The following is a 22,403-nucleotide window of genomic DNA, read 5'->3' as shown; positions in this document are numbered from 1 at the left end:
CAATGAAGAAGACGGATATCGGCGGACAAGCGGTAATAGAAGGCGTAATGATGAGAGGACACAACAGCATAGCTACCGCTGTAAGGTGTGGAAATGATATAGTTGTAAAAAAGGATATGGTAAAGCCTTTGACAAGAAGGTATAAGATATTATCATTGCCATTTATAAGAGGGACTGTTGCACTTATAGATTCTTTGATAATTGGAATCAGGACATTAAGCTATTCTGCTGAGTTGGTAGAAGGTGAAAGCCAAGAGGAAGAACCTTCTAAATTTGAACTATTTTTGAAGAAAGTCTTTGGAGACAAACTGGATGATGCCATAATGTATCTTTCGGTGGCTTTGTCGTTGGCTATATCTATAATCGTATTTTTCATAGGGCCAACTTATGTGGCAGGCTTTTTAAAGCGGTACACCGAAAATACGTTTCTTATAAATCTTTTTGAAGGTGTACTTAGGGTTGCAATATTTATCGCTTATCTTGCTCTCATATCGCGGATGGAAGACATAAAAAGAGTTTTTGAATACCACGGTGCTGAGCATAAGACGATACATTGCTTCGAACATGAAGAGGAGCTTACCGTTGAAAATGCCAGAAAGTATACGACGCTTCATCCAAGGTGTGGTACAAACTTTTTGTTTATAGTCATGATTGTGTCAATTATCGTATTTTCGTTTTTGAGATGGCCCTCATTATACGTAAGGATAATATCCAGAATACTGCTTTTACCTGTTGTTGCTGGCATATCGTATGAAGTGATAAAGATAGCTGGTCATAGCGATAATAAAGTCATAGCTGCATTGGTGTATCCGGGGCTCATTCTTCAAAAGCTTACCACAAAAGAACCTGATGACAGTCAGTTGGAGGTAGCTATAGCATCTTTAAAAAGTGTCTTAGAAGATGAGGGAGGAAAAGCTTTTGAAGATATTTGATGCTTTAAATTTTGGGACACAGTATCTTAAGAATTATGTATCAGAACCGCGACTTGAAGCGGAAGGGCTTTTATCTTTTGTATTAAGTGCAGAAAGGGAATACATAATTGTAAATAGAAATAAAGAGTTAAGCGAAGATATTTTTGAAAGATACAAAGGTTTGTTGGACTTACGAAAAGAAGGTATGCCTTATCAATATATAGTTGGGAAAAAGCATTTTATGGGACTTATATTTAAAGTAAGTCCTAATGTTTTAATACCGAGAAACGACACAGAGGTATTGGTAGAGGAAGTCTTAAAAAGGCTTCAGAAAGACGATGTGGTATTGGATATAGGCACTGGAAGCGGTGCTATTGCCGTAAGCATAGCGAAATACAAAGATGTGAAAGTATACGCAGTTGATATAAGCGACGATGCTTTGTCTGTTGCGAGAGATAATGCTTGTGAGAACGGCGTTTTAGATAAGATCGTCTTTTTAAAAAGCGATTTATTTTCCTTGGTGCCGAAAGATGTGAAGTTTGATGTAATTGTGTCAAATCCGCCGTATATTAGAAGCGGTGATATGGATAAATTGCAGAAAGAAGTGAAAAAAGAGCCTAAGATAGCTCTCGACGGAGGAGAGGACGGCCTTTTATTTTACAGAAATATAGTCAGAGATTCTAAAGGATATATTAAAAGCAGTGGTATAATAGCATTTGAGGTAGGATACGATGAGGCGCTTGACGTATCACAGATACTTTTAGATGGTGGATATGGCAATATAGAAATAGTAAAAGACCTTCAAGGAATAGACAGGGTAGTTTTAGGAAAATGGCTTGGTTCTTGATACTTTTAAAAATACTATTTATATGATATAATCAGCTTTTGAGGTGAGATGATGATAGATAAACTTAAGGCAATTGAAGATAGATATGTTGAGCTTAGCCAGAAATTAAGCGATCCTGAAGCCATGAAAGACATGGATGAATGGAAGAAAATGGCGAAAGAGCAGGCTGGATTAGAGGAAATCGTCCAAAAGTATCGGGAGTACAAAAAGGTGAAAGATGACATAGAGTCCACTAAAGAGCTAATCGAGGTGGATGATGAGCTAAAAGACATGGCGGAGGAGGAGCTTAAAAGCCTGGAGGAGAAAGAGGAAAGCCTCCTAAACGAGATAAAACTTTTGCTGCTTCCTAAAGACCCCAACGATGAGAAAGATGTCATAATGGAGATAAGGGCAGGAGCTGGTGGCGAAGAAGCTGCACTTTTTGCCTACGACCTTTTTAGGATGTATACCATGTACGCAGAGAAAAAGCGCTGGAAGTATGAGATAATGAGCTCCAATGCTACGGAGCTTGGAGGATTTAAGGAAGTCATATTCAGCATAGCAGGCAAAGGAGCGTATAGCAGGCTTAAATTTGAAAGCGGCGTTCACAGGGTTCAAAGGATACCTACGACAGAAGCTGGCGGAAGGATACACACATCTACTGCTACGGTTGCGGTATTGCCGGAAGTAGAAGATGTTGACGTCGAGATAAACCCAAATGACATAAAGATAGATGTGTTTAGGTCTGGTGGCCACGGTGGGCAAAGCGTAAACACAACTGACTCGGCTGTAAGGCTTACCCACATACCTACAGGCATAGTCATATCATGTCAAGATGAAAGGTCACAGCTTCAAAACAGGGAAAGAGCCATGAAGATACTTAGGGCTAAACTTTATGAGATGGCCAGAGAAGAAAAAGAAAGAGAAATTTCTATGACGAGGAAGCTGCAGGTTGGCACAGGGGACAGAAGCGAAAGAATAAGGACTTATAACTTCCCGCAAGGCAGAGTTACAGATCACAGGATAGGGCTTACGCTTTACAAACTGCAGATGGTTTTAGATGGCGATTTAGACGAGATAATCGATGCCCTTTTGGCAGAAGACCAGGCAGAAAGGCTTGAAAGCATGCAGTGATGCTTAAAAAGCCTTTTCTTTTAGCATTAAATGAATTATCTGAAAGAGATTATTGCTACTTACACAACTTATATATTTTTTTAAATTGTTAAATTTTTTTAACTTGACCCACTATTGATTTCTCATTTATAATAAAGAAAACACTTTAATGATTCACATTATGAAAATATAAATATTGCCCCCCAGCTGTCCTCATTGAGGGCGCTTTTCTACCCGGATGGACCTCCTACCATCCGGGTAGATTTTATTTTGCCACATATCATATTATGCTTTTTTGCAGAATAAATTTTACTTAGATGAGGTGATATTGTGAGCAATTTTCATGTTGTTGTGTTGGGGTTTGTTATAGGCATAATAGGCACTGGCATAGGTGGTGCCATGACATTTTTTTTGAGGAAACCATCGAAGCGATTTTTAAGCACGATATTAGGTTTTGCAGGCGGCCTCATGCTGTCTGTAGTCACATTTGATTTGCTTCCACACGCCTTTGAGACAGGCGGATTGAATGTGGGCATGTTGGGACTTATAGCAGGTGTCTTAATCGTGGTGTTTTTTGAAGATATACTGCCTGATAAGGAGAAAATAAACAATTATTTAAAAGAGGGGATAATAATGGGATTTGCCATTGCAATACATAATTTTCCTGAAGGACTTGCTGTAGGCTCTGGATTTATGTCATCCAGCAGTTTCGGCTTAAGCATTGCACTCGTCATTGCCCTTCACGACATACCTGAAGGAATAGCAATGGCCACACCACTATCGATAGGTGGCGTAACGCCATTTAAAAACATGATGTACGCCATACTGGCAGGTATACCTACAGGATTAGGGGCTATTGCTGGCGTCTATATGGGCGAGGTATCCCCTTTTTTCATAGCTTTAAATCTGGGCATTGCTGGCGGTGCCATGCTTTATGTGACTTGCGGAGAGATGATACCGGAATCAAGGGACTTGTACAGGGGAAGGATTTCTGTATTTGGTATGATTGCAGGAATCATTAGTGGTATAATAATTACGAGAGTTTTATGAAATGATTGAAAGGGTTGTGACGAATGACAAAGGTAGTTAAGCTTGATAGAGATAATCCAGATATGATTTTAATTGACGAAGCGGCAACTATACTTCTAAATGGAGGACTTGTGGCTTTTCCCACAGAGACGGTTTACGGCATTGGTGCCAATTCACTTAATCCAGATGCGGTTGCGAAGATATTCATAGCCAAAGGTAGACCTCAAGACAATCCCCTTATTTTGCACATAGCAGAGTTTCAAGATCTCTTTAAATACGCTAAAAATGTCCCAAATGATGCGTTAAAGCTGGCACGGCAGTTTTGGCCGGGACCATTGACCATGATATTTGAAAAGTCTGATATAGTTCCGCCTATAAATACAGCCGGAATGAATACTGTAGCCATTAGAATGCCGTCTAATAAGATCGCGCATGCACTCATAAAAAGAGCTGGGGTGCCTGTGTCTGCTCCAAGCGCCAATCTATCTGGTAAGCCAAGTCCTACAGATGCTTCACACGTGATTAGCGACCTTTATGGCAGAGTAGACATGATAATAGATGGCGGAAGCTGTGATGTAGGGGTGGAGTCTACAGTGGTAGACATGACAGGAGAGATTCCTACCATTTTAAGGCCTGGCGGCATTACGAAAGAGATGATAATGGAAGTAGTCGGCAGTGTAGATGTAGATCCTATAGTATATAAAAAGCCTTCTTTGGATGTAAAGCCTAAATCACCAGGAATGAAGTACAAACACTATTCTCCGGATGCAGAAGTTTACATAGTCAAGGGAAATATAGGCGATGTTATAAAAAAAATACAAGAGTTGACAGAATTTCAATTGAATAATGGCAAAAAAGTTGGTATAATGGCAACAGAGCAAACATGCGAAAAATATCGAAACGGGGAAGTTTTAGTAGTAGGAAGTAGGGAAAAGCCTGAGACTATCGCCAAAAATCTTTTTAGATGTCTTAGAGAATTCGACAAAAAAGGCGTTGACGTAGTTTATGCAGAAGGATTTGACTACGATGAAATTGGACTGGCTATTATGAATAGGCTTGAAAAAGCCGCTGGATACAAGGAAATCGATGCGTAAGGAGAAAATGGTGTTTTATGAAGGTATTATTCGTTTGCACAGGAAATACATGCAGAAGCAGCATGGCTGAAGGCATATTTAACCATATAGCGAAAGAGAAAGGCATTTCTCATGTGGCAGAATCAGCAGGGACCATGACGTATGACGGATTGCCGGCCACAGATGAGGCTATTAAGGTTTTGAAAGACCAGTACAGCATTGATATATCAAATCACAAATCCAGAAACATAAAAAAAGAGCACTTGGAAAATTCCGATTTAGTCTTGACTATGACAGCTTCGCAGCGGGAATTCATCTTAAAAAGACATCCCGAATTTGCCGATAAAGTCTTTACGTTAAATGAGTTCGCAGATAAAAGTGGAGATATTGAGGATCCGTTTGGAAGAGGTTTAGATGTATACAAAAAAACTGCAGAAGAAATATATGCATCTATAATGCGTATAATAGAAAAATTGTAGAAAGGAGCTTTTCAATGATTGCCATAGGTTCTGATCACGGTGGATATGAGCTTAAAGAAGCCATAAAGAAGCATCTTGAGGAAAGAGGGATAGAATACAAGGATTTTGGCACATTTAGTGAGGAGTCTGTAGACTATCCTGATTACGCCAGAGAAGTGGCAGAGGCTGTAGCCAGCGGACAGTTTGAGAAAGGCATACTTTTGTGTGGAACAGGCGTTGGCATATCGATAGCTGCCAATAAAGTGCCTGGCATAAGGGCAGCACACGTATCTGATGCCTTTTCGGCAAGGTACTCAAAAGAGCACAACAATGCAAACGTGCTTTGCATGGGGGGAAGAGTTGTAGGGCCAGGTCTTGCAACCCTTTTGGTAGATGAATGGCTTGACGCAGAATTTCAAGGCGGAAGGCATCAAAAGAGGATTGACAAGATTTCTGAGATTGAAAAAAAATACTCGAGATGACATAGGAGGTAAATGAATGTACGATAATGTTTATGTGTTAGATCATCCATTGATACAGCACAAAATCAGTTTGATAAGAGACGAAAATACAGGGTCAAAGGAATTTAGAGAGCTTGTAGAAGAGATATCTATGCTTATGGCGTATGAAGTGACGAGAGATCTTCCATTGGAGGAGATCGAAGTAAAGACACCTATAGCCATTGCCAAGACGAAAGTCATAGCTGGCAAAAAGTTAGGCATAATTCCAATCTTAAGAGCAGGACTTGGCATGGTAGATGGCATGATGAAGCTTATACCTGCAGCGAAGGTTGGACACATAGGTTTGTACAGGGATCCTGAGACATTAAAGCCTGTTGAATACTACTGTAAGTTGCCTTCTGATATAAATGAGAGGGATCTCATTGTAGTAGATCCTATGCTGGCGACAGGTGGCTCCGCATCTGCTGCCATACACTTTTTGAAAGAGAGAGGTGCACAAAGCATAAAGCTTGTCAACCTCATAGCTGCACCTGAAGGGATAGAAGCTGTTCACAGGGATCACCCTGAAGTGCCTATCTATTTAGCTTGTATCGATGAAAGGCTAAATGAGCATGGATACATCGTGCCAGGTCTTGGCGATGCAGGGGATAGGCTTTTCGGAACGAAGTAAGAGGAATGAAAGATGAGACCGTCGTGGGATGAGTATTTTATGATGGTGGTAGATGTGGTGAAGACACGATCTACCTGTTTAAGAAGGCGGGTTGGTGCTGTCATTGTGAAGGACAAGCATATCATATCCACAGGATACAACGGTGCACCCACAGGGCTTAAACATTGTGAAGAAGTAGGATGTATGAGGGAAAGCTTAAACATACCATCAGGCGAAAGGCATGAGCTTTGTAGGGGCACTCATGCCGAGCAGAATGCCATAATACAAGCCGCATTAAACGGTGTAAGCACTAAAGATGCCACCATCTATGTAAGTGCAAGCCCGTGTTCTATGTGTGCCAAAATGATTATCAATGCAGGCATAAAAAGAGTTGTCTATGAAGGGGATTACCCTGATAACCTTTCATTTGAGTATTTTAAGGAAGCTTCTGTAGAAGTTGTGAAGATGGAAAGACGATAAATAGTTGACAATAATGGCGTTGGTGGAATATTATATAATTATGATAAGTTCAGGGGAGTGTTAAAATGAAAATATACGTTTTGTCGTTTGTTGTGGCTTTTGTGGCTGCACTTATGGCTACACCAGCGGCAAAGAAGTTGGCTTATAAAATCGGAGCCATCGACATACCAAAGGATAAAAGACGTGTTCACAATAAGCCTGTACCGCTTATAGGCGGATTGGCCATATACCTTGGTACAGTTTTAAGTATGCTTCTGTTTTTGCCAAAATCAGAGACTAACTTTGGAATAATAGCCGGAAGCACGATAATAGTGGCTTTAGGCATATTTGACGATAAATACGAATTAAAAGCTAAAGTGAAGCTATTAGGACAGCTTTTAGCAGCATTTGTGGTTGTCCTAAGCGGTGTAAGGATCGATTGGCTTACAAATCCATTTGGCGATGGCATGATAAACATGGGCGTTTTTGCCATCCCTCTTAGCATATTTTGGATCGTAGGTATTACAAATGCCATGAACCTTATTGATGGTCTTGATGGACTTGCTGCAGGCATAGCATCCATATCGTCAGGTTCACTGTTTGTGGTGTCGTTGCTAAATGGGCGGTATGCTACTGCACTTATTACTGTTGCTGTCACTGGAGCGGCACTGGGATTTTTGCCGTACAATTTCAACCCTGCTAAGATATTCATGGGAGATACTGGCGCCATGTTTTTAGGCTTCATCCTGTCGGCGGTATCCATCCAAGGTGCAGTAAAATCTGCTGCCGCCATTGCGATTGCAGTTCCTATATTAGCGTTAGGTGTTCCGGTGTTTGACACGATATTTGCAATAATAAGGCGGTTAGCCAATAAAAAGCCTATCATGGAGGCAGACAAAGGGCATTTGCACCATAGACTTTTAGCGCTGGGCCTTTCGCAGAGACAGGCAGTTTTTGTCATGTACGGTGTAAGTTTGTTCTTAGGTTTAAGCGCGATACTTATATCCTCCACAAATGGTGCAAAAGGCTACATCATATTGATTGTTGCCATCTTAGCTGTTTTGTGGGGAGCAGACAAGATGGGCCTTTATGGGCACAAAGCTAAAAACATGAATGTGTAAATATAAGGAGCTGAAGACATGCTAAAAGTAATGCCTATTTTCGGCACAAGGCCTGAGGCTATTAAGATGGCACCGCTTGTAAAAGAGCTTCAGTGTGCCGATGGAATAGAGACAGTCGTGTGCGTTACAGCTCAGCACCGGGACATGCTTGATCAGGTGCTGAGGCTTTTTAATGTCATTCCTAAGTATGACCTTGACGTTATGAAAGAAAGCCAATCATTATCTGACATAACATCATCTGTCTTAAGAGGGCTTGACGATGTCTTAGGGCAGGAAAAACCTGATTTGATTTTGGTTCACGGCGATACCACTACGACTTTTGTTGCTGCTTTGTCGGCTTTTTACAAAAAGATAAAGATAGGACATGTGGAGGCAGGGTTAAGGTCTTTCGATAAGTGGTTTCCGTATCCTGAGGAGATGAATAGAAAGCTTACAGGAGTATTGTCAGATTTGCACTTTGCACCGACACAGACGGCAAAAGAGAATCTCTTAAAAGAAGGCGTAGATGAAAGCAGCATATTTGTTACAGGCAATACCGTCATAGATGCCATGAAATACACTGTAAAGGAAAATTACATCTTTCGGGATGACAGGTTAAATGAGGTTGACTACAGAAACAAGAAAGTCATCGTTGTTACGGCACATCGCAGAGAAAATTGGGGTTTGCCAATAGAAAATATATGTAATGCATTGAGAAAAATAGCCATTGACTTTAAGGATACGTACATCATATACCCAGTTCACAAAAATCCCGTCGTAAGGGATATGGTATTTAGCATCCTTGACAACCTTGACAATGTTTTGTTGCTTAATCCAATCGATACGGACGAAATGCACAACCTTCTAAAAAGGTGTTACATGGTTATGACAGACTCAGGAGGACTTCAGGAAGAAGTGCCATCATTGGGGAAACCTGTCTTGGTTTTACGGGATGTTACAGAAAGGCCTGAAGCGGTTAAAGCAGGTACTGTAAAGATAATAGGGACGGATTTTGATAGAGTGTACAGTGAAGCAAAACTTCTGCTTACAGACAAAAATGAATACGACAAGATGGCAAATGCAGTAAATCCATATGGGGATGGCAATGCATCAAGGCGTATTGTGCAAGCCATAAAATACGCATTTGGCATGACAGATGAAAAAGTAGATGAATTTAAAGGCAGCTTATGAAGCTGCCTTTAAAAATTATAAAGTGCTTTAAGGAGTTTAAACATCCATCTTTAAATTGATGGATGTTTTTATGTATAAATACATTAAAATTGTCAATAATTATATTAGGTTGGGCGGAACGTATGGTGAATTTATTATCCCCCTTGTGAATTTACCGTATGATACCGCCCACTTTTATTTCGATTTTGGAGGAATGAATATGTTTAATAAGTTATCATTGATTGTTGTTACAATAATAGTGGTGTTTTTCATGCTAAACTCTCAGATGGATGCGTTTTCTGCAAAAGGCAATGATGTTTCAGTCATAGAAGAAGCTTTTGCAAAAAGCGGAGCATCGTACCAGTACGCAAATATCAATGGGTGGGCTAAGTTGAGTTCCGATTTTACGCCTTTGAGCCAAATGAATAAAACTGTAGAAAATGTTATAAAATCGTTGGAAATTGACGATAAAATGGTTAAAGTTTCGAAACTTGATCAGTCCAATTTCAGACAGTACGATGCGGAATACGACGCTAAAGACAAAAAAATTTCGATTGTCGTACAAAGCGTCAAAAACAGTGGGGCAAATGAAACGTACATTTTAATAGACGAATACTTGCTTCATGGAAACAAGGATGTCCTTAGTGAAAATGAAAAAATCAAAAAGGCGTATTCAAGTTTAAGCCTTACTCCAGAGATTGCTACGTGCTTAGTCGGTACATACGATGGAAAGTTGAATAAGGACAAAATAAGTAGTATATTAGAAGAAGTGATGAAGGATACGGATGCTTCGAAAATAGAAGGATTAAATGATGAAAAGTTAGTCAGTATTTCTGCTCACACAAATAAAATTAAGGAATATATTGAGATGGGCAGTGAAAAAATAAATTTGAACGTTGCAGTAAGGTATAGCAGTTACGATGACAAAACATATATTTGGCTGGCAACACCTGTCATAGCAATGGAATATTAACAATAGAGGGTGGTATACACGAAGATTATCGTTGAAAGTAGCCCTGCGCTAAAGGGCACTGTAAAGGTAAGTGGAGCGAAAAATTCTGTTTTGCCTATCATCGCAGCATCTTTGCTTTCAGAAGGAGAAGTAATTATAGATGACGTGCCAGAGCTTAAAGATGTGAATGTGATGATAGAGCTTATAAAGTTTTTAGGTGCCAAATGTACATTTCAGGATGGAAAGCTTAAGATAAATGTGGACATAAAAGATGTGGAGGCACCGTATGAACTGGTTAAAAAGATGAGAGCATCTTTCCTTGTGATGGGGCCTATTCTGGCAAGATTGGGTCATGCAAAGATATCGCTGCCGGGTGGCTGTGCCATAGGGACAAGACCTATAGACTTACACTTAAAGGGATTTCAGACGCTGGGGGCGGAGATAGACATAGGTCATGGGTATGTAGAAGCAAAAGCTAAAAAACTTGTAGGCAAGAAGGTTTATCTGGATTTTCCAAGCGTCGGCGCTACGGAAAATATCATGATGGCTGCTGTATTTGCAGATGGGCTTACTACCATTGAAAATGCAGCCGAAGAACCGGAAGTAGTGGATCTTGCCAATTTTCTCAATAAGATGGGAGCTAACATAAAAGGTGCTGGCACAGACACCATAAGGATAGAAGGCGTGAAAGAGCTTAAAGCTACAGAGCATACTGTCATACCAGATAGGATTGAAGCCGGCACGTACATGGTTGCATCTGCCATGACTGGCGGTGATGTGCTTATCGAAAATGTCATAGTCGATCACGTCAAGCCTATAATTGCCAAGTTGACTGAGTGTGGCATCGAAGTGTATGAGGAAGGCACAGGCGTCAGGGTAAGAGGTTGTGAAAGCTATAAAGCAGTTGACATAAAGACACTGCCGTATCCGGGCTTTCCCACAGACATGCAGGCTCAGATGATGGCAATGATGGCTGGAGCAAAAGGTACCAGTGTAATCATAGAAACAGTGTTTGAAAACAGATTTATGCATGTAGATGAATTAAAAAGGATGGGCGCGGATATAAAGATCGAGGGAAGAACCGCAGTCGTAACAGGCATTGATCATTTATCAGGTGCAGAAGTGAAGGCAACAGATTTAAGAGCTGGAGCTGCACTCATATTAGCAGGACTTATAGCAGATGGAAAGACCATTATAAACGATGTGTACCATATAGACAGAGGTTATGTAAACATCGAGGATAAGCTTAGAAGTCTTGGAGCAATCATATACAGAGTCGATTGAAAGGTGTACTTATGTACACTTTTTTGTTGTAGTATTTTTGAATAAATGAAAAAGACGTGAATGCACCTCCCGCATAAAATCAGAATTTATTTGTTAAGTCACAGCAAAAGAATTATAATATTATAGGCATTTTGAAAAGTTAGAAAAGGAGCTTAGGAAATCATGGTTTACATATCTGCATCTATGTATGTGGAGGCAAAGCCTTTTATAGATTATTACAATTTGAAGAAGGATGTGGACGAAAGATATTATCAAGTTTTTAAAAGCGATAATATGAGATTGATAATAACAGGCGTTGGCAAGGTTAATTGTGCTGCAGCAACATCACACCTTTTAGCTAAGATACCGCCTGATGATGGTGATATTGTGGTGAATGTCGGCATTTGTGGTGCGAAAGATGGATTTCAAATTGGGACACCTTATCTTATCAATAAGATAAAAGATGCTTCAACAGGGAGAGACTATTATCCAGACATCCTTTTGAATCACGATCTTAAAGAATGCTCTATAGAGACCTTTGATAAGCCTCTTTCAAGTCAAGAGTTTTTAGAGGAAGAACTGTGCGATATGGAGTCCAGCGGTTTTTATGTTTCTGCATCAAAGTATGTAGAGCAGCACAGAATCTTTTTGATTAAGGTGGTTTCAGATAGAGTTGGCATTGATACGGTTTCTAAAGATGATGTTTTGAAGCTTATTCAAAACAATGTGGAGAAGATTGATGCTTTTATAAAAAACGCTGAGGATTTTACAAAAGTTGACGGCAGTTTTTTCAAAAAAGAAGAACTTGAGCTGATGGAAAAGATTTTTTCTTCTTTGAAACTTACAAAAAGTTTAGAAGAAATCCTTTATAAATCATGTCTACACTACAAAGTGAGAACAGGCGATGATATTTTGTTTTTAGAGAATATTGGGCTTTCAAATGTCAATAATAAAAGAGAAAGAAAAAAGTATTTTGATTTAATCATTTCGTCTTTAGAGAAAAATGATTGACGGATTTGATATGAGAAATGCTGGAAAATGCTTAAATATTGCAAAAATCGCAAGTTTAAATTATAATAAATGTATTAAAATAATTTAATAATTAAACAAAAGGAGGAATCAGATGACAACAAAAGAAAATGCTAGAAAGAAGTTATCCCAATTATCATTGATTTTAATGATATTTACATCTGTCTTTGGCTTTACAAACATGCCAAGATCGTTTTACCTTATGGGATACGGCGCTATTCCGTGGTATATTTTATCAGGCATTACATTTTTCATCCCATTTGCATTTATGATGGCTGAGTATGGCGCTGCTTTCAAAGAAGAAAGCGGTGGTATTTATACATGGATGGAGAAATCCGTAGGGCCACTTTTTGCGTTTACAGGCACTTTTATGTGGTACGCATCATATGTTGTATGGCTTGTAAACATATGCTCTACGATTTGGATTCCGCTTTCAAATGCCATATTTGGAAGCGATAAGACATCTGAGCTTCACTTTTTAGGGCTTAATTCTACACAGACGCTGGGAATGTTGGGAATTATCCTTATCATCGTCATAACTTTTGTAGCCAGCAAAGGGTTAAGCGGCGTTTCAAAAGTTGCATCTGTAGGTGGTACGGCTGTGCTTTTGCTAAACGTTGTTCTTCTACTTGGTTCTTTGATAGTGTTTATTGCTACAGGTGGAAAGTTTAAAGAGCCGATTACGGGAATTAGTTCGTTTGTGACATCGCCAAATCCTTCTTATGCAACACCGCTTTCTGTCTTGTCGTTCGTGGTGTTCGCGATTTTCGCTTACGGCGGCACAGAAGTGGTGGGTGGTGTCGTAGATCAGACGGAAAATGCTGAAAAGACATTCCCGAGAGGTATGATGATAGCCGCTTCAATAATAGCTGTAGGTTATTCATTAGGCATTTTCTTAATCGGTATTTTTACAAATTGGAAAGATGTTTTGTCTTCTGACAAGATAAACTTAGCCAATGTTGCGTACGTGATAATGAACAATCTTGGCTATCAGTTAGGGACAAGTTTAGGCATGGGACAAGCAGCATCTATTTCATTGGGAAATTGGGTTGCCAGGATCGTAGGCATATCCATGTTTTTAGCGCTTACAGGAGCGTTTTTCACACTTGCTTATGCGCCACTTAAACAGCTTGTAGAAGGTACTCCAAAAGAGCTGTGGCCATCCAACATAGGTTACGTTGAGGATGGAATACCAAAGGTAGCTATATGGGTTCAGTGTGGCATCGTGGTGGCTATGATATTTTTGGTGTCATTTGGTGGAGATATTGCGAAGGTATTCTTCACAAGGCTTGTTTTGATGGCTAATGTTGCTATGACGCTGCCTTATATGTTCCTAATCATCGCATATCCTTATTTTAAAGGCAAAAGCAGCATAAAGAAAGGATATCAAGTGTTTAAAAGCAAAGGAATGGTGATGACTGTCACTATATTAAGTGCGGCTACGGTAGGTTTTGCAAATTTCTTCACCATTATAGAGCCTATGACATCAGGTGACTATACGTCTACTATATGGATGATAATTGGGCCTGTATTTTTCTCAGCGACAGCTCTCCTTCTTTACAGAAGGTATGCAAATAAATATTTGAAAGCTTTAAGGGATGACGAATGACTTTTGAGGCAATGCGAGTTTAACTCGTATTGCTTTATTTCTTTTTAAAAAGGGACTATAATGTAATTAAAGTAAATAAATAGGAGGGCTTTTTATGGTATTAGATCAGTATGTAGATGCTTTAAAAGACGACTTAGTCAAGTCGACGCAAGAAATCATCAAGATAAAAAGCACTGAGGGGGACATGAAGCCGGGGATGCCTTATGGCGAAGGAGTCGCAAAGGCATTGGAATTAGCTTTAGACATAGCTAAAAGCCTGGGCTTCAAGACGAAAAATGTAGACGGATATGTAGGGTATGCAGAATACGGTGAAGGCGATGAGATGGTAGGCGTCTTAGGGCATCTGGATGTAGTGCCTGAAGGGGACGGCTGGGATTATCCACCTTATGGCGGCGAAATCCATGATGGCAAAATATACGGCAGGGGGGCAACAGACGATAAAGGACCTATAATGGCTGCTCTTTATGCATTAAAAGCCATAAAAGATTCTGGGCTTAAATTAAACAAGAGAGTAAGGATACTTTTTGGCACGAATGAGGAGACAGGCTCTAAAGAGATAGAGTATTACCTTAAACACGATGAATCACCATCAATCGGCTTTACGCCAGATGCCAATTATCCAGTCATATACGCAGAAAAAGGCATCACCATGTTTGAAGTAGTAAAGGATTTTAAAAAGAAGTCTCAAGATATAGTTATTAAGTATATAAAAGGCGGCAATAGACCTAATATGGTGCCAGACTACTGTGAATGCGGTATTTATGTAAAAGATGAAGACAAGAGAAAAGCTATTCATGATGAAGCTAAGAGGTTTAAGGATGTTTCAGGATTTGATTTAGACAGCGAAGTAGAAGGTGACATGCTTATAGTAAAATCCCGCGGCGTATCAGCTCATGGCAGTCTTCCACATCTTGGGAAGAATGCGATAATGCAGCTTTTGATGTTTTTAAATGTCGTATATCAAGATGAAGACGATGTGAAAGATTTCATAGACTTTTTCGCTAAAAACGTCGGACTGGAGACAGATGGCAAGACATTTGGAGTTTACCTAAAGGATGATACAGGAGAACTTTCGTTTAACGTAGGCACTATCAATTTTGACGAGGAGAAAGGCTCAATAGGTTTAAATATAAGGTATCCTGTGACATATAAGTACGAAGACTTGATGAATCCATTTAATGCGAAGATAAGTGAACATGGCATGAGAGTAGAAAACATGATGCATCAGCCGCCGCTTTATTTCCCTAAAGATCATTTCCTCATAAAGACCCTTATGAAAGTCTATGAGGATGTGACAGGAAGAAAAGATGAGCCATTGTCGATTGGCGGTGGAACCTACGCTAAAGAGATGAAAAATATGGTGGCATTTGGACCGATTTTCCCAGGCAAACCAGACCTTGACCATCAGGCAAATGAGTACATTGAGATAGACGATCTCGTCTTAAACGCTAAGATATACGCCCGTGCCATATACGAGCTGGCAAAGTAAATACATTAAAAACAGGAACTTATCTTTATGATAATTTCCTGTTTTTTTTTTATGGGTAAGATTTTTTCGCTTTTTCTATATTATAAGTGTAAAAACTAAAAGGAGGTGTTAAAATGGCAGTTATATCTACACCACAGGCCTCAAGGCTTTCCATATCATACATCACTGGAAAAGATGAAAGAGGCGTCGACGTCATAAGAAGCAGGACTTACAACAACATTAAAAGTTCTGCCCTTGATCAGGATGTGATGGATGTGGCATCAGTTTTAAGTGGCCTTCAAACATATCCTGTGAAGTCTGTGACACGTATAAACCAAGTAGACCTGGCGCAAGAGTAATAATTTAAACTGATTATTGAGGAAAGGAGGTTTTAGTGTGGCGGTACAACTTCAGATGAACTTCAAAAATAAGCTTGGCAGCAATTTCAGAATAAATGTGGATAACGCACTTGAAACGCTTACCGATGGCCAAGTTAAAGCAGCTATGGATACTATAATCTCAAAAAACATATTTGATACAAATGGCGGTGAACTGGTAGAAGCAGTTAGCGCCAGCCTTGTATCTACAACCGAAAAAGAATTTGCAGTCAAATAATACGGCGGGGGCAACCCCGCTTTTAATATTTATTGAACAATTCCATGGCTTTTATGCAAGTATGGCATTGTAAAATTGTAAATATGTAAAGGAGGGTTATCATGAATGAGATCTTTGCAGGTATCGCCAATCTTGGGTTTCCAATAGTAGTAAGCATTTACCTATTAGTTAGAATCGAAGGCAAGATAGATAATTTGACCAATTCTATAAATGAGTTGACAAAAGCCATAACAAAGATAGAATAAGCGCTTCTGCGCTTATTCTATCAACTGATTACTTCACTTACTCTCTTTTCCATGTTATCCGGTTTATCTCGCCTTTCGTCAATCATGATGTTTGTCACAACCCTCATTGCCCCATCTTTAAATGGTATGTTGTGAATTTCCTCTGCTACTTTCATAAGTTCTTTTGTATTTCCTTAGATTACTGTCGATGTAGGTGTAACGGTGTATTTAAGGCCTCTCGTGTTTAAAAGTTCTACAGCCTCTTGGACAAAACTTGAGTAAGAAGCGCTTCCTGTTCCTACAGGGACAAAGTTTATTTCTAATATTGACATTTCACTGCCTCCTTTGTTATTTTGTTGTATGTTAATATATTTTGTCGAAAAATATTTTTTTATCCGCTTTTACAGAATGCTGAAAATAAGCCGATTTGAAGAAAAAAACTACAAATAATTGATTAAATTTTGGATTAATTGGGTCTTAAGACCTATTTATTTCGACAAATTGTTGTAATATAATATGACATGTAAGAATGATTCCCCTTTTCCCCATAATTAAATTTATATTCTGCACCCCCAACCCAATATGGTGTGCTGCATTTATTGCAGCGTTTTTTTTATGCTTTCAACTATAAAATTTCAAAGAAAAGTGCCGATATAAATATTGGATTATATAGTTTTTCATTTGTAATAGATTTATTTACATAAAGTATCTGATGAAATGAGGGCGTGTGTGATGAAGAGATTTGTGTCGCTATTGTTGATATTTGTCATTTTGTTTTCATTTTTCCCAGGAAATATGTCGAAAGCTTATGCTTCAAATCCACCTAATATAACTTCTGTAGAGTCATTGCGGTATGACGGGACGATGGCATCGCCTGCAAAAGGGCCTTACAACTCCACTACAGACATAGAGATTGACGGAAGTGCTTTTATGATATTTGACAGCACAGGGAATATGATATCGCAGGTTGATGCAGTCTATATTGATTCGATATCTGACAGTACAAAGCTTACAATAGTAAGCGTAAACGAAAGCAAAATATATGCAAAGGTTCCGAACACGAGTGTAACAGGACTTGCGATTAATAAACCATATATGATTATAGTACATAGAAGTGATGGACAAAGCGCTGCTATCCCAAACGGCTTTACGTATGTTGATAATCCTAAGATAACTAGTGCAGCCCTTGATAATTATAAGACTGTGACCAGGGACAATAATGGTAATGTAACGGGAATAACACAGCCTCAATCGTACATAAGAATGGAAGGAAGCAATTTAAGCAACATAGCTGTAGGCAATATAAATGGAGAAACGTCAAATGTGGTATCGCAGAGTGGTTCTGTGCTAATCTCAGATATACCTTCTAGTATAAGGATAGATACAAATACTACTTACAACATATACGTGACAAACATATACGGCGGTCAGTCAGATACAAGCTTCCGTACTAAGCTATCTGCAGTCAATCAAGATATAACTAGCTTGTCCAAGTATCAGGTTATAGTAGGTGATGTAATAACAATATACGGTCACGGGTTTTCGACACTTGGAAGCAGTATGAGAGTTTACGTAGGAGAAAACCTTGTAAATAGCGGCAATGTTACGGTGGTAAGCGATACCGAGATGAGCGTAGTAGTGCCTGCTCCAAAGGATACCACATTGCCATATCAAAACATCGACATCATTGCATCAAATGGTGCGACAGTCACATTGGTAAACGCACTCCAAATAATTCCTACGCCCTCTATCATAACTATTGACAGCATAACTCCAAATGCTGGCACAGTATCCGGCGGCACGAAGGTCATCATAGTCGGTCAAAACTTAAGGCAGGACCTTATTGTCAAGTTTGGCGGCATTCAGGGCCAAAATGTTCAGATGGTTAGTTTGCCTGGCCTTACAAACAACATGGATGCAATACAGGTTACAACTCCACCTTACTCAAAATCAGGGCCTGTGAATGTAGACATAGTAGACCCTATTACAGGATACACTGTGACAGAGCAAAACGGGTACTTCTACCTTGCTGTTCAAGACAGCCTTGTGGCAATAGACATGAATCCATACAGCGGATATGAAAATGGCAGTACAGATGTGACTATCTGGGGATACAACTTCCAGAGAAGCGACGATCCGTCCACATACACCGCAAATCCAGATAATACGGAGATAACATACACTAACAGCAGCTACACCTACACAGATCCTGTGACAGGGCAAAATGTAGTAGGCACAAGGGTAAGGAAGCTTTATGTGACATTTGGTGGCAATAAAGCTGTGATAGAAGGCGTTTCTGCTCCATCTGGTGGACAGGAAATTTTGAAAGTATTATCTCCAAGTATTACTTTAAACCCGCCAGGACAGCCTATGTCTGTTGATGTAGTAGTGACAGTTGAAACCACGATTATGGATTCTAATGGAAATGTCGTTATGCAGTACTCCGAGCAAAGCTCACCGGCTAAGAAGTTTACGTACAATCCGCTTCCTTCAAATCCTCAAATATTAAGCATATCCCCAAATAGCGGAAGTAGAGCAGGCGGCGATACTGTCACAATACAAGGATTTGACATAAGGCCAGGTGTCAGCGTGTACTTTGGTGGCGTCTTGGCTACTGTAAAAGATTTGACTATTGATTCCAGCAATAGGTCGATAGTAACTGTTGTAACGCCAAAAAGCAGCGCTCTTGGCTATGTAGATGTGAAAGTCGTAAATAAAGATGCGGATCAAAATCGCGGGTTTACAACGATGACAAATGGCTATTATTACTATACCGCACCTACTATCACAAATGTGTTTACAAATTTTGGCTCTAAGTATGGAGGAAATTTAATAACACTAACAGGGACAGACTTCTACGTGGGGCAAACTGTGCAAAATGGCGTATACGTTCCAGTGTACCCTACGGTGACGATAGGAAACATAAATTTGCAAGTGATAAGTGTTACGGACAATAGCGGTAACATCATAGATGGCAAGAAGTTAAACATAGGGACACAGATAAAGGCGATAGTGCCTGTCACGACAAGTCCTTATCCAGTAGGATGGCAGGATGTGACGGTTACCAACTACGATGGGGAAAATGGCACAGCAGGCGGCACAGTTATCCTTAAAAATGGCTTTGAAATAAAAGATACTCAGAAGACCCCAACGATTACTTCTGTCAATCCTAATAAAGGACCCACGAAAGGTGGTACACAGATTACTATTACAGGCAGCAACTTTGAGACTGGAAGCATTGTCACCATCGATGGCGTACAGGCTAATGTTACAAGCGTCACATCGGGAAATACTGTAATAAATGCTGTGACACCTGCAGGCACATTGGGGCAAAAGATAGTGCAGGTGATAAATCCATCAGATGGCGGTACGGCATCATTGCAGAATGGATTTGAATACTTGCTTATTGAAACGAACCCAAAGATAACCAGTGTATCTCCCAATTACGGTGGTAAAGGGACACTTGTGTACATCTTTGGCAGTGATTTTTCAAGAAAAATAGGCGACAGCGATGGCGCCACAGTTTATATAGGCAATACGGTTATGGATGATGTGTACGTAATAGATCAGAATACTATAACTGCAGTTGTGCCAGATCTGCAGTACACAGGGCTTTACGACATAACCGTAGTAAACCCTGATACGGCTACAGCAAAATCGCCGCAGAAGTTCCACTACCTTGTTCCTGAATCAAATCCCGTCATAACGTCCATAACGCCAGATCAAGGTACTGTAAACGGCGGCACTGCAATAACAATAACGGGAAGCGATTTTAGGCGTGGAGCACAAGTATACATTGGTGGACAGCTTGCCACGAACATTACTGTAAGTTCTGACGGCACCACCATACAGGCTATGACGCCTCCAGGGAATCCGGGAATGACTTACGTCACAGTCATAAACTACGATGGTGGTAACTATACTTATGGTCTTCACAGTGGTGAGGCTGGATTTACTTACGTCGTTCCAAATAGCTTGCCTGTCATAACGAAGATAGATCCCAATACAGGTTCTACGTATGGCGGTGATACTATCACCATAACAGGTCAAGATTTTAGGATAGCAAAAGACCAAAATGGCAATATCCTAAAAGACAGCGATGGGAACCCTATAGGGCCTGACGTGTACTTTGGCAATGTGAAAGCCACAAAGGTAATATACGTAGACTATGGCACGTTGAAGGTTGTGACGCCTCCTAATGTGCCGGGACCTGTAAGGGTATCTGTCGTAAACTACGACACAGGCATAGGATATCTTGACAATGGTTTTACATACGTTCAATCTAAACCTACAATAAACGGTATTGTACCTCCAAAAGTCAATGTAAATGGTACGACGCACGTTATTGTCGTAGGCTCTAATTTTGCTGTACCTATATATGATGGCAACACTCTTGTAAGACCAGGCTCGAAAGTCTACATTGATGATGTAGAAGTGACAAATGTTACTGTAGTAAGCGGCAGTGAAATAAAATTTGTAGCACCAGCGATGAGCGATATAGGTATAAAGACATTAAAGATTGTAAATCCAGATGGTGGTACGGCTACAGCAAACATCGAGTATGTTTCACCTGTTTCAAATCCTGTCATAACTAAAGTAGATCCATCTAAAGGAAGCATTGCAGGTGGTACAACTGTCACAATAACTGGCAGCGACTTTAGAAGCAATGTGTCGGTGTACTTTGAAGGCAATAAAGCTACTGTCGTATCAAACAGTAGCACAGAAATAGTTGTCAAGACGCCGGCAGGCGATCCGAGTCTACTTAATGTGCCTATAGATGTTACGGTGTACAACGTAGATGACGGAGCAAGTACCACAATGCAAGGTGCATTTACTTATGTGAAGACAGGTGCAAACCCTGTTATAACATCTATAACTCCTAATACAGGATCTACAAGAGGAGGAGATACCGTAACGATTGTAGGCGACAATTTTAAAACAGGACTTCTCGTTTATTTCGGAGATGCATTGGCTCAGTCAGTGGTTGTCAATAATTACACGACTATAACTGTAGTCACGCCACAGCATACTGCTGGAAAAGTAGATGTAAGGATATTGAATCCGGATTACGCAGATGCTGTGCTGTCAGGCGGATTTACGTATGTTCAGACAGCGCCAGACAATCCATCCGGATTTTACGCCCAGACGATTTACGGAAATGATCACGCGATACATTTGTACTGGAATGCTGTAAATGGCGCAAATCTATATGAAATATACGGGAAAAGAAGCACTGACACAAATTATTCATTTATCGCATCAACAGATAAGTTGGAGTATTACGTCGATGGTTTAAGCCCTAACACTCTTTACAATTTTGAGTTAAGGCCTATCAATGATAAAGGCAACAGCGGCTTTGCTTATGCATCTGCATACACTGATTCTTCAGCTAACGCAAAGTACGATACTGGTGTGCCGGATGTCATAGGCAATACATCCATAAACGCTTCAGGCAGCGTAGTTTACATTACGCTTGGGAATGATGCTGTAAGTTCCAGCACATACACCGTAGATTTGACGGGATATAAATACAAAAATACAGATACTTGGATTGTGAATGTCCCAAAAAATTTCAGAGGTAAAAGTGGCAGTATCGTCGTAAGGACTCCAAATTTCAGCATAAACTTTTCACTTCAGGCTTTAAACCTCACATCCGACATAGACAGGATTACTGTCAAATTGCTGGATGGTAAGACTATAGATGACTTAAACAAAGGCCTTGGAAAATCCAGTGGGATTGTATCTGATGTATATCAGATAAATTATGATGAGATAAGTGGCAGCCTTGTAACTCATATGACCAACTTTAAACAGGCTGTAAATGTAGCTATGAATTATTACAGCAATAGAGCAAAAAATAGTTCACTGTCATTAAAAAATTTTGATGGCAGCACGACTTACTACCAATACGTTGATTCTGTTTTGCATTACGTTTCAGGGTATGTTTTATACACTGGAAGATATGCGGTAGTTGATTCTAATTTATGATGAGGT

Annotated in this window: 20 protein-coding genes and 1 pseudogene; 20 read left to right on the top strand and 1 reads right to left on the bottom strand. The window is 39.9% G+C overall.

All coding sequences use genetic code 11. The features are described from left to right. Window positions 1-2 precede the first annotated feature (2 nt). The 19 genes from ACZ42G_RS12875 (at window position 3) to ACZ42G_RS12785 (ending at window position 16,430) form a co-directional block, all read left to right on the top strand. A complete protein-coding gene (locus tag ACZ42G_RS12875; RefSeq protein WP_274893562.1) occupies window positions 3-932 on the top strand; it encodes a DUF1385 domain-containing protein in 930 nt (309 codons plus the stop codon). Beyond that, window positions 919-1,758, top strand: coding sequence for a peptide chain release factor N(5)-glutamine methyltransferase (gene prmC, locus ACZ42G_RS12870; protein ID WP_085113115.1), 840 nt, complete (start codon window positions 919-921; stop codon window positions 1,756-1,758). Before ACZ42G_RS12875 ends, prmC begins: the two co-directional genes overlap by 14 nt. 51 nt (window positions 1,759-1,809) lie before the next feature. Beyond that, window positions 1,810-2,871, top strand: a complete 1,062-nt coding sequence (gene prfA, locus ACZ42G_RS12865) for a peptide chain release factor 1 (protein ID WP_085113114.1) — start codon at window positions 1,810-1,812, stop codon at window positions 2,869-2,871. A gap of 309 nt (window positions 2,872-3,180) precedes the next feature. Next, window positions 3,181-3,900 (top strand): ZIP family metal transporter, encoded by a 720-nt coding sequence (locus tag ACZ42G_RS12860; RefSeq protein ID WP_085113113.1) that lies wholly within the window; start codon window positions 3,181-3,183, stop codon window positions 3,898-3,900. A gap of 23 nt (window positions 3,901-3,923) precedes the next feature. Continuing rightward, complete coding sequence (locus ACZ42G_RS12855) at window positions 3,924-4,973, top strand: L-threonylcarbamoyladenylate synthase (protein ID WP_274893561.1); 1,050 nt, start codon at window positions 3,924-3,926, stop codon at window positions 4,971-4,973. A 17-nt stretch (window positions 4,974-4,990) separates the two neighbouring features. Next, window positions 4,991-5,431 (top strand): low molecular weight protein arginine phosphatase, encoded by a 441-nt coding sequence (locus tag ACZ42G_RS12850; RefSeq protein WP_274893560.1) that lies wholly within the window; start codon window positions 4,991-4,993, stop codon window positions 5,429-5,431. A 14-nt stretch (window positions 5,432-5,445) separates the two neighbouring features. Beyond that, a complete protein-coding gene (rpiB, locus tag ACZ42G_RS12845) occupies window positions 5,446-5,892 on the top strand; it encodes a ribose 5-phosphate isomerase B (RefSeq protein ID WP_085113111.1) in 447 nt (148 codons plus the stop codon). Window positions 5,893-5,908: 16 nt separating this feature from the next. Then, window positions 5,909-6,541, top strand: coding sequence for a uracil phosphoribosyltransferase (gene upp / locus ACZ42G_RS12840; protein ID WP_274893558.1), 633 nt, complete (start codon window positions 5,909-5,911; stop codon window positions 6,539-6,541). A gap of 12 nt (window positions 6,542-6,553) precedes the next feature. Then, on the top strand, window positions 6,554-7,000 hold the full coding sequence (locus tag ACZ42G_RS12835) for a deoxycytidylate deaminase (RefSeq protein ID WP_274893557.1): 447 nt from the start codon (window positions 6,554-6,556) through the stop codon (window positions 6,998-7,000). 65 nt (window positions 7,001-7,065) lie between these two features. After that, the gene (locus tag ACZ42G_RS12830; RefSeq protein ID WP_274893556.1) at window positions 7,066-8,100 is read left to right on the top strand and encodes an MraY family glycosyltransferase; all 1,035 of its coding nucleotides are present in this window, start codon (window positions 7,066-7,068) and stop codon (window positions 8,098-8,100) included. A gap of 18 nt (window positions 8,101-8,118) precedes the next feature. Then, the gene (gene wecB / locus ACZ42G_RS12825) at window positions 8,119-9,270 is read left to right on the top strand and encodes a non-hydrolyzing UDP-N-acetylglucosamine 2-epimerase (protein ID WP_274893555.1); all 1,152 of its coding nucleotides are present in this window, start codon (window positions 8,119-8,121) and stop codon (window positions 9,268-9,270) included. Between the two features lie 199 nt (window positions 9,271-9,469). Next, window positions 9,470-10,222 (top strand): YwmB family TATA-box binding protein, encoded by a 753-nt coding sequence (locus ACZ42G_RS12820; protein WP_274893553.1) that lies wholly within the window; start codon window positions 9,470-9,472, stop codon window positions 10,220-10,222. A 9-nt stretch (window positions 10,223-10,231) separates the two neighbouring features. Continuing rightward, the gene (murA, locus tag ACZ42G_RS12815) at window positions 10,232-11,485 is read left to right on the top strand and encodes a UDP-N-acetylglucosamine 1-carboxyvinyltransferase (RefSeq protein ID WP_085113106.1); all 1,254 of its coding nucleotides are present in this window, start codon (window positions 10,232-10,234) and stop codon (window positions 11,483-11,485) included. 162 nt (window positions 11,486-11,647) lie between these two features. After that, window positions 11,648-12,475 (top strand): 5'-methylthioadenosine/S-adenosylhomocysteine nucleosidase family protein, encoded by an 828-nt coding sequence (locus ACZ42G_RS12810; protein ID WP_274893552.1) that lies wholly within the window; start codon window positions 11,648-11,650, stop codon window positions 12,473-12,475. A 112-nt stretch (window positions 12,476-12,587) separates the two neighbouring features. Next, window positions 12,588-14,102, top strand: coding sequence for a glutamate/gamma-aminobutyrate family transporter YjeM (yjeM, locus tag ACZ42G_RS12805; RefSeq protein ID WP_274893551.1), 1,515 nt, complete (start codon window positions 12,588-12,590; stop codon window positions 14,100-14,102). 94 nt (window positions 14,103-14,196) lie between these two features. Then, window positions 14,197-15,591 carry a dipeptidase PepV gene (gene pepV / locus ACZ42G_RS12800; RefSeq protein WP_274893549.1) on the top strand — a complete coding sequence of 465 codons (1,395 nt, stop codon included), beginning with the start codon at window positions 14,197-14,199 and terminating at the stop codon, window positions 15,589-15,591. A 113-nt stretch (window positions 15,592-15,704) separates the two neighbouring features. Next, window positions 15,705-15,929 carry a DUF1659 domain-containing protein gene (locus ACZ42G_RS12795; RefSeq protein WP_085113102.1) on the top strand — a complete coding sequence of 75 codons (225 nt, stop codon included), beginning with the start codon at window positions 15,705-15,707 and terminating at the stop codon, window positions 15,927-15,929. Between the two features lie 37 nt (window positions 15,930-15,966). Then, window positions 15,967-16,185: a DUF2922 domain-containing protein gene (locus ACZ42G_RS12790; RefSeq protein WP_045413198.1), complete on the top strand. Its 219-nt coding sequence runs from the start codon at window positions 15,967-15,969 to the stop codon at window positions 16,183-16,185. 101 nt (window positions 16,186-16,286) lie between these two features. Next, on the top strand, window positions 16,287-16,430 hold the full coding sequence (locus ACZ42G_RS12785) for a YvrJ family protein (RefSeq protein ID WP_014757257.1): 144 nt from the start codon (window positions 16,287-16,289) through the stop codon (window positions 16,428-16,430). Between the two features lie 20 nt (window positions 16,431-16,450). Here ACZ42G_RS12785 and ACZ42G_RS12780 read toward each other — a convergent pair. Next, a pseudogene (locus tag ACZ42G_RS12780) lies at window positions 16,451-16,741 on the bottom strand (MTH1187 family thiamine-binding protein). 400 nt (window positions 16,742-17,141) lie between these two features. Here ACZ42G_RS12780 and ACZ42G_RS12775 point away from each other — a divergent pair. After that, window positions 17,142-22,397, top strand: a complete 5,256-nt coding sequence (locus ACZ42G_RS12775) for an IPT/TIG domain-containing protein (protein WP_464852176.1) — start codon at window positions 17,142-17,144, stop codon at window positions 22,395-22,397. The last annotated feature ends 6 nt before the right edge of the window (window positions 22,398-22,403 follow it).

It is taken from the genome of Thermoanaerobacterium calidifontis (genome assembly GCF_055381745.1).
This window is presented reverse-complemented; position numbering and strand designations above follow the sequence as displayed.